Origin of the sequence: Halobacillus sp. BAB-2008 (genome assembly GCF_000328325.1) — a bacterium.
Taxonomy (GTDB): domain Bacteria; phylum Bacillota; class Bacilli; order Bacillales; family Halobacillaceae; genus Halobacillus.
Genome location: NZ_ANPF01000036.1, coordinates 1 through 11,495, shown reverse-complemented (window position 1 = coordinate 11,495; position 11,495 = coordinate 1). Strand labels below are relative to the sequence as shown.

Genomic DNA, 11,495 nt, shown 5'->3' with positions numbered 1-11,495 from the left:
TTTCTTCTTTACTCCATTTATTCATAGAAATGCCCCTGAATATTGTCCAATATTCAGGGGGCATTTCATTGCTCTTCCGGGGTCTCACCTGAGCCACTTCTCCCGCAGGAGTCTGCTCCATTCCCCTCCGTCCTTTGCCTGACATGGCCCTTCATTATCAAATACAGATAAGGACCGGCCCAATAATCCGCTGTTATTCGATATCAATGGCTAAAGTTAGGTGTTGGTGAAAAGAAGATAAATCAAATTGAAAAAAGGCACTGGGAACGATCCCAGTGCCTTTTCTGTAATCCTTATACGTTTTGGTAAGCGACGTTTTTCGCAGCTTGTGCGACTTTCTCAAGACCTTCGTTAACGATAGTTTCCGCTTGATCCGGGTTCGCATTGTGGCCTTCGATGATTACTTCTTCTGTAATCTTCATGCCGAATAGTCCACCAAGAACGTTACGCATGTAGTTCAAGGACATTTCCATCGGTGCCATGGACGGATCGGAATAGTTGCCGCCGCGGGCGTTCAGAAGGATCGCCTGTTTGTCTGTCATAAGCGGCTTCAGACCTTCCGGCGTGTACTTGAATGTGAAGCCTGCTTCGGCTACATAGTCGATGAACGTCTGCAGTTTCGCAGGGATCGTCAAGTTCCATAGTGGGAACGCGACAACGACGACGTCTGCTTTGCTCAACGCGTCTTTCGCTTTCTGCTTCGCATCCATCAAGCGCTGCTCGTCTTCGTTCATAGCGGCACCTTCCTGGATTTTACCGATCGCAGTGAATAGATCCTGGCTCAAATATGGTGTATCTTCGGCGAACAGATCATACGTTTCGACGTTGACGTCTTGATTCTGCTCAATATTTTCCAAAAACGCGTCGTACATCTTCGTTGAAATACCGTCTGGACGGTTGTTTGCTTTTATAACTAATACGTTCACTTGTAAAACCTCCTAAGTTGTTGTCCTCACAAGTTTATTAACACACGTATTATAATATCTTGAAGTTGAGAGTTCAACCGATATGCTTCGGATTTTGTCCGTAATTGTCGGCTGGTTCGGCAGCAAACAGCCTGTTCTTATGGTGCTCCGAACGGTTTCTGTTCAGTAATCCTTTTTCTGCAAAAAAAGAAAGACCGTCATCGGCCTTTCGTTTTTTACTGCAGGGGGGAGGGCTCCGGGAAGAGGGGCGCTTTCCGCGGGGCGGCCGGTGAGCCTCCTCATCGCGCTGCTCTTCCGGGGTCTCACCTGTGCCGCATCTCCCGCAGGAGTCTGCCCCTCTTCCCTACGCCCTCTGCTGCTATTTACTTCCTTAAGCTTGTAGGGAATAAGGCTTTGAGGGCATAATCCCTTCCTTTTAATGTTTCTAAAAAATTTTCTTCTATGATAAAAATTAAACGGCTTTTGCTTCCAGATCGACTTCGATATTTCCGCGCGTAGCGTTGGAGTAAGGGCAGACTTGGTGGGCTTTCTTGACGAGTTCGTCTGCTTCGTCCTGGCTTACGCCTTCGATTTCGACGAACAGTTTAACTGCAAGTCCGAAGCCTTCGCCTTGTTTGCCGATGCTCACTTCCGCTGTCACTTTCGATGTGATTTTCTTTTTCGCCTGGGATGCGACTAGTTGGAGAGCACTGTCGAAGCACGCAGAATAACCTGCTGCGAATAGCTGTTCCGGGTTTGTTGCTCCTTCTTTTCCGTTGCCGCCGAGCGCTTTCGGCATCGTAAGATCCAGTTCCAATGTTCCGTCTGAAGATTTGACGACGCCTTGACGTCCACCTTCTGCTGTCGCTTTCGCTGTGTATAGAGGTTTAACCATGTTCAACAACTCCTTCATGTTTATTTAGATTGTGCACAATTAAATAGTACACAATTGAATTGTGTTTGGCAAGGCATTTGCTATAATGGAACCAGGAGGGTTGCCGAATGGCCGATGAAAAAATGAAGTTGGAAAATCAGATTTGCTTTTCTTTGTATGCGGCGACGCGCGAGATGACGAAGATGTACCGTCCGCTTTTAGCCGATTTGAATATTACGTATCCACAGTATTTGGTGCTGCTCGCTTTATGGGAGGAGAGTCCGCTGACGGTGAAGGAGCTTGGCCGCCGGCTTTATTTGGATTCCGGGACGCTGACGCCGATGCTGAAGCGGATGGAGTCGGAAGGTCTGATCAGGAGAGAGCGTTCGACACGCGATGAACGGAGCGTCGACGTCGTTTTGACGGATAAAGGGAAGGAAGCGGAAGAGAAAGCGGAGTGCATTCCGGACCTGCTGCTCGAACGTCTGCATATGGAAGAAGCGGACATCCTTCAGTTGAAGGAGACGCTGCAGCAGCTGCTTCCCGGAAATCAGAAATAATTGGAAAATAAATGAATCTTCTCTGCTCGACCTCCCGTATGAATAAGGAAAGAGAGGGGAGAAGTTCATTGAAACAAAGAATTGGTGTGATAGATGCGCTGAGAGGATTCAGCTTGTTCGGAATCCTGCTTGCCAACCTATTGATATTCCAGTACGGGATTTACGGAAAGGATGAGTGGGACTTCGGTACGGCGGATGCTGTCGGTCACGATATCTTGAAGGTGTTCGTCGAAACGAGCTTCATGCCGATTTTCGCCTTCCTGTTCGGATATGGAATCATCCTTATGTACAGCAGCTGGAAGGAGAAGGGTTTCCGTGTGAAGCGGCAATTCACCCGCCGGTTCCTGGCGCTGATCGTCCTTGGTCTCCTGCACGGAATCCTGCTGTGGGAAGGGGATATCCTATTCGCCTACGGTATGATGGGTTTCTTCCTGCTTTTGTTCGTGAAAAGGAAGCCGAAGACGCTCCTTATCTGGGGAATCGTCGTCCTTATTCTGACGTCGGCGTTCTCCTACGGCAGCGGGGGACTTGCAATGACGGCAGAAGAGCAGGTGCGGATGGATGCGTATGTGGAAGATACGGTCAATATATATGGGAGCGGGACGTTTGTTGAAATCATGACCCACCGTTCGCAGGAAGACCCGTTGATGCTCGGACCTGGTCTGATGTTCCTCATTCTTGCACTCTCGCCGTTTCTGATCCTGCCGATGTTCCTCTTCGGGATGTATGCGGCAAAACGTCAGCTGTTCAGCAGAGTGGAAGCTGACATAGCGGCATGGAAGCGCGGGGCGCTGTGGCTTACCCTTGCCGGGCTTGGGCTGAAGAGCATGATCGTCTGGATGCCGGATTCGGGCTGGTCGGGAATCGGGTACGCGTTCGGCGGACCTCTGCTCGCTCTCGGTTACATCTGTCTTTTCACCGCAGCGTTCCACGGCCGCTCTTCACTATTCGTCCGGGGGATGGAGGCGGTCGGGCGTCTGTCGTTGACCAATTACCTGCTCCAGACGGTCTGCTGTATTTTCATCTTTTACGGCTTCGGTCTGGGGTTGTTCGCTTCCCTCGGAATCTGGGCGGGAATCGCAGTCGGCGTGCTGGTGTTCAGCCTGCAGGCGGCACTCAGCCTGTGGTACAGCCGTTATTTCCGCCAGGGACCGATGGAGAAAATCATCCGGATGTTTACGTATTGGTCGTTCAAGGGTAAAAATAAGCGCCCGCAGCCGTCTACGGATCTTCCGAAAGCGCAATGAGAAAAAAACAGCCGGACAACGACTGCCGGCTGTTTTCTTATTTTCTTGCGATCGTGTAGTCGCCTCTTGCCGTCTTTAGAAAGAAGCGGTCGTCGTTCCATTCGTAATGGGTCGTCTCCTCCAGCGGAATTTCGTAATAAGGGGTGGGGAGGGGCTCTGTCCCTTGCATGTCCGTGCTGACATATCCCTTTCCGTGCAGGTAGAGCGTATAGGGACCCATATAGCCGTCGATACTCATCGGGTTCACAGAATAGGAAACGTCGTGCAGCTGCATGGAGACGGCATCTTGATCGCGCAATTCGTGTTTCGTGATGCAGATGTCTGTACCGATCCACGTCTGCAGATGCTGGTGGAAATCTTCCATCGTGTTTGAAATCGTCATAACTATTCCTCCTGTCTATTATAATCTTGTACATAAAGACACATCTCATAGGTGGAAAATTATCCTTGTGGAGGGGATGTAAATGAAAAGAAAATGGTGGATTGCTCCGGCACTTGTCCTCATCCTGATTCTTTCCGGATGTGTGCAGGGGAATGTCGGGGTGAAAATCAATAAGGACGGAAGCGGCGAAACGTCGTTCCGGATCGGCGTGGATGAGAATGCGTCCGGGCGCTTCTCCGGCCGGACGGATGGCCTTGTCGAAACGGCAAAAGCCGAGCTGACCCAGCGAGGCTATGAGGTCAGTGATTATACGTCCGGCGGATACACAGGCTTTGAGGCATCCAAGTCGTTCGAAGACATTCAAGAGATGGACGTGCTGCCGGCATCCGGCGTCGTTTCGGACGGGGCGCAGGATATTCCGGTCGACACGACAGTCGAGGAGGGATTTTTCACGCGCACTTATGCGATCGTCGCCGAGGTCGATCTCGGTGAATCCGTCTCGATCCCCGGAGCCGCGCGTTTGATCGGCGACCGGATCGACTTGACCTTCACGCTTGACCTGCCGGTGAAGCCCAAATCCCACAACGCCGATGACGTCGACGGCAACGTTCTCACGTGGAATTTGGATGCTCTGGAAGAAAACCGGATCATGGTCGAGATCGCCGTACCGAACATCAAAAACATTGCGATTACCGCTGGGGCCGCCATCGTGCTGATCGTTCTGTTCTTCGTCTTCCTGCGACGCAGAAAAAGACTTTCCCGATAAAGCACCTGGGAAAGTCTTTTTTATTAAAACTGCAGGCCACAGTCGCCGATGGACGTCGACTTGCTCATCCGGCCGCGGAAAACGGTGGAGAAGGACTGGCCCATTCCGTTATCGGCATTGATGATCCATGTCCCGATGTTGTTATCATCGATGGTCACTTCAATGGATACGTCGAAGACGCCCCGGAAGTAGCCCTTGGCAATCGCCGTCCCGCGTAAGCGGATGGAACGATCCCCGTCACAAGAGAAGTCGATACGTCTTCCTTGGAAAAACCGCAGCTCTACCTTTTTCCCTTCAAAGGAAATGTTGAAGTCATCGACATCCGGGTTACATCCAGGCTCCGTCTGGAAGCACTGAATGGCACTCACATTGATTTCACCGGAAACAGAAAAACTCTTTCCTCTATCGGTGATGTCTGCCTGCGCCTTCGCTTCATCTCTCAAGCCGATCCGGAATTTACACGGACATTCGACCGGCGGACACTCGATCTGTGTGCCCGCGAATCCCATTTGTACCTCCCCGAAAACGATGGCCGATGCCTCGATGGTAATGGATACAAGCGGTGTCCCCACGGGCACGGTGACCGTCGTGGTGAAGTCCCCGTTCACATCGGTGACGGCGGGGTTCGGATCATACGTGACCGTATCCTCTGGAAAATCACTGAAAAATACTTCTGCACCTTCGACCGGAGTAGTCTCGGCACAAGTCAGCGTCCCTGTTATGACGGCCTGACATGTGATGACCTCCGGTACATTCAAAGTCAACATTACGTTTCACTCTCCATAAAAAAGTTAGAATTGAACATCACACTCGCCGATGGAAGTGATCGGGTTCATCAGGGCGGTGAAGACGGTCGAGAACGAATGGTTCATATCGTCGAAGGCATCAATCGTCCATGTCCCGACATTATTTTCATCGACAATGACCTCGATGTTCACGTCGAACAGGCCGCTGTAGAGGTTTCCTCTGCCGATGGCGGTACCACGGATTCGTGCGACGTTGTTCCCTTCACAGCCTATTTCGATACGCCTTCCTTGAACGAAATTGATCGTCGTCCCTCCGGCATTAAAGGTGATGTTGAAATTATCTACGTTCGGATTACACATCGTGCTCGCTGTAAAGCATTGAACAGCGGTAATATTAATGATTCCTGTCAGGTCAAACGGTGCCCCGTTATCGACGACTGTAGCCGTCGCTGTGGCCCGGTTTCTGGCCACTCCAAGTCTGAATTTACATGGGCATTCGACCGGTGGAGGCGGAGGGTCCGGGGAGCAGATGATCTGCGTCCCGGCGCTTCCCTGCTGCACTTCTCCAAAAACGACGCTGCTGGCGTTGACGACTAAAGAAAGTAGTTCTGTATTAGGGTTGACAGTTACCGTAGTGGAGAAATTGCCGTTCGCATCCGTGATGGCAGGGTTTGGGTTATAGGTCACGTTATCTTCCGGAAAATCCAAAAAAGAAACCTCTGCGTTTGCCACTGGAGTATCTTCTGCACACGTGAGTGTACCGGTAATGACGGCCTGGCATGTGATGAGGTCAGGAACATTCAAGCTTAACATCGTTGTTACCCTCCATTTCGAACAATATTAATCGTAATTAAGGACAAGGCGTTTCATTACACTCGACCGTGATATCAACACTTGCCGAGATGGTTTCTCCATCGATGGTCGTCGTAGCGGTGATGGTGACCTCTTGTACCGGCGTATCCTCAGGGATGGATATTCCGGCGAAATAGTTGCCGTGGGAACCGGTCGTCGCCGGTGTACTGTCGAACATAATGATTGCCGGATTGCTGCTTTCCAGGTCGACCGTCGCTCCCTCAATGACCGTGTTGCCACAGCGCACGCGGCCGCTCAGGAAGCTGCTGCAGCTGATCAAATCTTCCTGTCCTTCAATGAACAAGTCGATGGAACATGGCGGCTCCGGACAGAACGCCATCGTGTTCAAGGATTTGGAAGCCAAGCCTTCTGGAAGTTCCGCGAAGGCTGTGACCGTCACCATCGTGTCATCGGTTCCGGATGCCACGGAAGCCAACACTTCGAAGTTTCCAAACTCATCGGTGATTACAGGGTCAGGATCAATCTCCAGAATAGGAGGATCGGCGATGATATTGACCGCCGCTCCAGCAACCGGGTCTTCTCCACAAAGCAATTTACCGGAATAGATCCGTTCGCAAAGGGTGACGGCTGGAACGAACAACCGCATTTCACACGGCGTACAGTTGAAAATAAGGTCGTCAGCCAGACGATTGATCTCAAAATCGTTCGTCAGCACAAGCCAGTCATACACTTTGCTTGTGTTGACACAAATCGTCTCCAGCTCCTCCTGGTTTACTACTGGGTCCGGGGCTGGGAGGGATATGGTCGGAAGTTCAGGAGCAATATCCTCTGGCATTTCTCCTGACTCCGGGAATAATACAGGACATTGCGGCGGGATGGCGGCGTTTCTCGGACAAAGCGGGACATCGAACGCCTGCCGCGGCTGGCAGAGACGTGTCGTCAGTTCCACTGTCACATCGGCCACGACCTGGACATTCTGGCAGATGCGGAAGAAAATATCGATGGACTGGACGAACCCTTCTGTATTACAGCTGACGCAAGGACTGCAGGAGAAATCCGTCACTTCGCACACGATGTCCGTTCCATCCGGTGCGCATAGGATGATATTCTCTACAGAGCAGAAGGAGATCGGTTCAGACAGGCAGGTCGTTTCACCGTCGGTCACTTCCAGGACGACGAAACCGGACTTCCGGAGAGTCACTTGCTGAAGGTCTGCGACGACTCCGTTCGGAAGCGTGACCGGGATCGTCACCCGGCGAACCGCTTCACACAAATCCAGCGGCGCATCCGTATCAACAGGGACGCCGTCTGCGTCTGTCAGAAAGCAGGTGATCGTCCCTCCATTACTTAAAATTTCACATATTTCAGGGAACATGGGTATCCATAACTCCTTTTCATAGCAAATAGTCCATACAGTATATGAACGTTCCGCTTTTGTGGATAGGCTTTCGTGGATAGGGACAGGAAGAATGGAAAAAAACAGGATCTATGGAATGTATCCGACTCGTTATCGTAATCAGGGATGGGGGGATTTGAATGTTCGGTGTCATTCTGCTTTTGTTATACGCAGCATATGGAGGGTGGAAGTATAGAGAAGAAATCAGAAGGTACACATGGCAGCAGAAAGGAGCGGCTGTCTTCGTCTTTATCGGGCTGATCGCTATCGGTACGTTCCTCATCTACGTTGTCGGGAATCGTCTTGTCGCTTTCCTGCCGTGGCAGTGGCTGCAGCTGGTTGTGTTTTTTGTGATCGTCGTGCTTGTCCTGTATCCGATACGGTTCGTACTGGCGAAGGCGATGGTACGGATCTTTCATCTATCAGAGGAATGAAAAAGCCCGGAGGATAACCTCCGGGCTTCTTCTATAAGGATCAGCGGTCGGCAGCGGCAAAGGCTTCTTTCCGTTTCCTCATCGATTCGTATAAGTCGACCACGGGAAGGGGATAGTCCTCGCCGAGAACGATGCCGTACTGCTGTTGTTCGATCATTCCCATCTCCCGCGGCTGGTGAATCCAGTCTGCCGGGAGAGCTGCGAGTTCCGGAAGCCAGTGACGCAGGTAACTGCCGTCCGGGTCATAGTCTTTCGCCTGTTTCTCGACGTTGAAGGCGCGGAACGGGACGGCGTCATTCCCGACTCCGGCGATGTAGAGCCAGTTGCCGTAGTTGCTGCTGACGTCATAATCGACGAGCTGGGATTCGAACCAGCGAGCGCCGATCCTCCAGTCGAGTCCGAGGTTCTTCGTGAAGAAGCTGGCCACATTCTGCCTGCCCCGGTTAGACAAAAAGCCTGTCTCCTTCAGTTCACGCATGCCGGCATCGACGAGCGGATATCCCGTCTTTCCATCGATCCACGCCTGAAGGAGCTGCTCGTCGCGCTCCCATGGAATGGCCTTGCCGGAGAGGCCGGACCGATAGAAGATCCTGTCTCCGTATTTGCGGTGGACGAGGTGGAAATAGTCCCGCCACAACAGCTCGAAGTAGAGCATATACGTCGACTCATTGGCGCCGTTTGTCCGTTCATAGGCCTGGATCTGTTCATAGACGACCCGGGGAGAGAGGCAGCCGTTGGCGAGATAAGGGGAGAACTTCGAAGAATCATCCTCCTTCAGCATGCCGTTCCGCGTCTGTTTATATATTTTCAGCCGGTCTTTCGTAAAGATATAATCGATCAGCCGTTTCCTCGCTTCGGAAGAGCCCCCGGGGTAGCGCGGTGCTTCGTCTGCCGGATCGAAACCGAGCGTTTCCAATGTGGGTATGTCACCTTCTGGAACAGGCAGCTCTGCTTGATCCTCCGGCGCGGGCGGAGCGATCGCTTTTCTTACCGATGTCCCTGACTTCTCAAGCCGTTTTCGAAACTGGGAGAACGTATCGGGAAGCTCCTGGATGGAGAAGGGGAGATCATCAGGCAGGTAAAGGTTATGCCCGTGTTCCACGTGAAAAGCAGTGTCCGGCAGCGCCTGCCGCACGTTTTCCTCTACCGTCTGCTCCTCCCTTCCGATCTCTTCGTGGACATAGACAGCGTCTATCTTTATTTTTTCCTTTATTTCATGAATGGCCTCTGTCGTCCTGCGGCAGCGGACAATCAGTGGAATGCCGAGAGCCCCTAGGTTTTTCCGCAGGTCGTGGATGCTTTCGATCAGGAATCGGGCGCGGTGCCGGTCGGTCTTCCTGATCCCGTCTTCCCCCCGTTCGTATGCTGCCGGGTCGAACACGTACATCCCGATGACCGGCTTGCCGCTTTGGACGGCCTGATGCAAAGGGTGATGGTCGTGGACGCGGAGGTCGTTTCTAAACCAGACAAGAGCACCGTTCTGCATGCATCATTCCTCCTCTTTTTTTCTATAGTGTACCTCCATTGCCGGAGGTTACGACACTTTCAATCGTCTAACGTAAAAAATTTCCTTTTTGATTGAAATCTAGCGGAACTTTGTCCATGATAGAAGCAAGTAGATGAAAAAAAAGGATGGGGAGATTATGAAGAAACACGGGGAAACGAAGGCAGAGCGTCTGGATGCATCGTGGGAAAGGGTGGCAGGAAAACCGGAGGATGTTGCTGCTGTTGTGCAGGATGCGTATGGAATCGATTTGAAGTATGTGTCTGAAACAGGGGCCGGCAAACAGCGGAGTGCGTATAAAGAGGAGACGATGGCGTTCTTGTGTGAGCATTCGGAGTATGAGAAAGAAGAATTGGAGGAGCTTCCGAAAATGGAGGTTCTTGCGATTTATATTCATGCCTTCGACCGCAAACTGACCGGTGGAGAAGTCCGCCGGGCCGTCAATACGATCTTCGGCATCAACTTGGACGGGATCTCCAAATTGGAAGGAACCGGTCTCGCGATTTTCTCCAAAGAGCAGTGGATCACCCGTTCAGAGGACGATGTATTCGTTCTTCATACCGGCCAGACCGATGCCGACGTCTGGGTGACACCGACGGATTATTTCACGGAGCAGACCGGAGAGACCGAGATTCCTCAAGCTCTCAAGTACACGCTCGCGACGCTCGGTTTCGTCTATGAAGAAGCGGTCGATACCTATTACTACCGGAATCCCGACGGCGCCTCGATTCCCGATGACCGGAAGACGGAAATGCTCGGCGCCATCGTCGGAGTGATCCAGTCTGAATACAAACACCTGTTGAAAGAATCGTAATTCGGGTACTCCCTGCTGGATTCCAAGAACGTTAGACAGAACTCTATTTAATATAAGGGAGGAACACGGTGAAGCGTGTTCCTTTTCCTACTGTGCTGGTGAAGTGGATCTCCCCCGACAAAATAGTAAGGATCCTTTTTGTAATGGCAAGTCCGAGCCCGTTGCCCTGGTCCATTCTGGAGGTTTCTCCCTGATAGAACCGCTCGTAAATGCGCTGCTGGATGGGCGTCGGCATACCGATTCCTTCGTCTGCTACGACTACTTCCACACCTTCGGCTTTGGAGGCGAGGAGAATAGTGATGGTGGAAGAATCCGGGGAGAACTTGATGGCGTTTGCAATCAGATTCATCCAGATCTGCTGGATCAACGGCTCATCCCCTTCGTACGAAATCGGGGGGAGGTCGAGGTCGAAGGCTATGTCTTTCTTCGCCCACGAGTCCTCCAGCAGCATGAGGACGCGGCGGATCTGTTCATCCAGCCGGAAAGTCGTCTGTTTATCGGGCAGCACTTGCCGGTCCAGTCGGGAGAGACGCAGCATATTCTCCGACAAGCTGTGCAGACGCTTGGATTCGTCAATGATGATGCCGAGGTATTCGCTGCGCTCCTCCTGGGACAACGACTGTTCCTGCATCAGTTCGGCAAACCCTTGGATCGATGCAATCGGTGTCTTGAACTCATGGGATACGTTGCTGATGAAATCTTTCCGCATGTAGGCCATGTTATCGAGCTCCTGCGCCATCTTGTTGAGGCTGTCGGCCAAGGATCCGATTTCATCGCTGCTCTTGTAGGAAGTCCGGCTCGTGAACTCCCCTTTCGCAATATCCTGGGCCATCTCTGCCATCTTCTTGATCGGTTTCGTGATGAACAGGGAAGCGAAGCTCATGAAAATCGTGTCCAGAATGGCACATATTCCGACGGTGGCTAGAATCAGGGTGAACACTCTCATCTGATTGGACTCCGGAAGAAGCTGTGGAAGCTGTTCGGCTGCAACGGCTACGATCCAAATGGAAGCACCTGCGGAGAGGAGCAGGATCAGGACGACGATGGTCGTCAA

The 11,495-nt window shown here is 51.9% G+C and carries 13 protein-coding genes; 5 read left to right on the top strand and 8 right to left on the bottom strand.

The window, feature by feature from the left end:
* Positions 1–293 precede the first annotated feature (293 nt).
* Both D479_RS09370 and D479_RS09365 read right to left on the bottom strand, forming a co-directional pair.
* Positions 294–926 carry an FMN-dependent NADH-azoreductase gene (locus D479_RS09370; RefSeq protein WP_008636217.1) on the bottom strand — a complete coding sequence of 211 codons (633 nt, stop codon included), beginning with the start codon at positions 924–926 and terminating at the stop codon, positions 294–296.
* Between the two features lie 451 nt (positions 927–1,377).
* On the bottom strand, positions 1,378–1,800 hold the full coding sequence (locus tag D479_RS09365; RefSeq protein ID WP_008636215.1) for an organic hydroperoxide resistance protein: 423 nt from the start codon (positions 1,798–1,800) through the stop codon (positions 1,378–1,380).
* 107 nt (positions 1,801–1,907) lie between these two features.
* Between D479_RS09365 and D479_RS09360 the strand changes: the two genes are divergently transcribed.
* On the top strand, positions 1,908–2,339 hold the full coding sequence (locus D479_RS09360) for a MarR family transcriptional regulator (protein WP_008636211.1): 432 nt from the start codon (positions 1,908–1,910) through the stop codon (positions 2,337–2,339).
* 68 nt (positions 2,340–2,407) lie between these two features.
* Complete coding sequence (locus D479_RS09355; RefSeq protein WP_008636208.1) at positions 2,408–3,586, top strand: DUF418 domain-containing protein; 1,179 nt, start codon at positions 2,408–2,410, stop codon at positions 3,584–3,586.
* Positions 3,587–3,623: 37 nt separating this feature from the next.
* On the opposite strand, the gene D479_RS09350 is transcribed toward D479_RS09355, so the two are convergent.
* Complete coding sequence (locus tag D479_RS09350) at positions 3,624–3,968, bottom strand: hypothetical protein (protein ID WP_008636206.1); 345 nt, start codon at positions 3,966–3,968, stop codon at positions 3,624–3,626.
* An 82-nt stretch (positions 3,969–4,050) separates the two neighbouring features.
* Between D479_RS09350 and D479_RS09345 the strand changes: the two genes are divergently transcribed.
* Positions 4,051–4,734 (top strand): DUF3153 domain-containing protein, encoded by a 684-nt coding sequence (locus tag D479_RS09345; protein WP_008636204.1) that lies wholly within the window; start codon positions 4,051–4,053, stop codon positions 4,732–4,734.
* Between the two features lie 23 nt (positions 4,735–4,757).
* Here D479_RS09345 and D479_RS09340 read toward each other — a convergent pair whose 3' ends face one another.
* From D479_RS09340 to D479_RS19900, 3 genes are read right to left on the bottom strand one after another with little or no spacing between them, the layout of a single operon-like run.
* Entirely contained in the window at positions 4,758–5,501 is a 744-nt protein-coding gene (locus D479_RS09340; RefSeq protein ID WP_008636202.1) for a hypothetical protein, read from the bottom strand.
* A gap of 24 nt (positions 5,502–5,525) precedes the next feature.
* Entirely contained in the window at positions 5,526–6,293 is a 768-nt protein-coding gene (locus D479_RS09335) for a hypothetical protein (RefSeq protein WP_008636200.1), read from the bottom strand.
* Between the two features lie 37 nt (positions 6,294–6,330).
* Positions 6,331–7,668: a hypothetical protein gene (locus D479_RS19900; RefSeq protein ID WP_008636193.1), complete on the bottom strand. Its 1,338-nt coding sequence runs from the start codon at positions 7,666–7,668 to the stop codon at positions 6,331–6,333.
* A gap of 161 nt (positions 7,669–7,829) precedes the next feature.
* On the opposite strand from D479_RS19900, the gene D479_RS09325 reads away from it, so the two are divergent.
* Complete coding sequence (locus tag D479_RS09325) at positions 7,830–8,123, top strand: hypothetical protein (protein WP_008636192.1); 294 nt, start codon at positions 7,830–7,832, stop codon at positions 8,121–8,123.
* Positions 8,124–8,163: 40 nt separating this feature from the next.
* Here D479_RS09325 and D479_RS09320 read toward each other — a convergent pair whose 3' ends face one another.
* Positions 8,164–9,609 carry a DASH family cryptochrome gene (locus D479_RS09320; protein ID WP_008636191.1) on the bottom strand — a complete coding sequence of 482 codons (1,446 nt, stop codon included), beginning with the start codon at positions 9,607–9,609 and terminating at the stop codon, positions 8,164–8,166.
* A 157-nt stretch (positions 9,610–9,766) separates the two neighbouring features.
* On the opposite strand from D479_RS09320, the gene D479_RS19895 reads away from it, so the two are divergent.
* Entirely contained in the window at positions 9,767–10,441 is a 675-nt protein-coding gene (locus D479_RS19895) for a hypothetical protein (RefSeq protein ID WP_152413361.1), read from the top strand.
* Positions 10,442–10,484: 43 nt separating this feature from the next.
* Here the strand turns inward: D479_RS19895 and D479_RS09310 are convergent.
* Positions 10,485–11,495 (bottom strand): HAMP domain-containing sensor histidine kinase (locus D479_RS09310; RefSeq protein WP_206536239.1); only part of this gene is annotated, 1,011 nt, incomplete at its 5' end.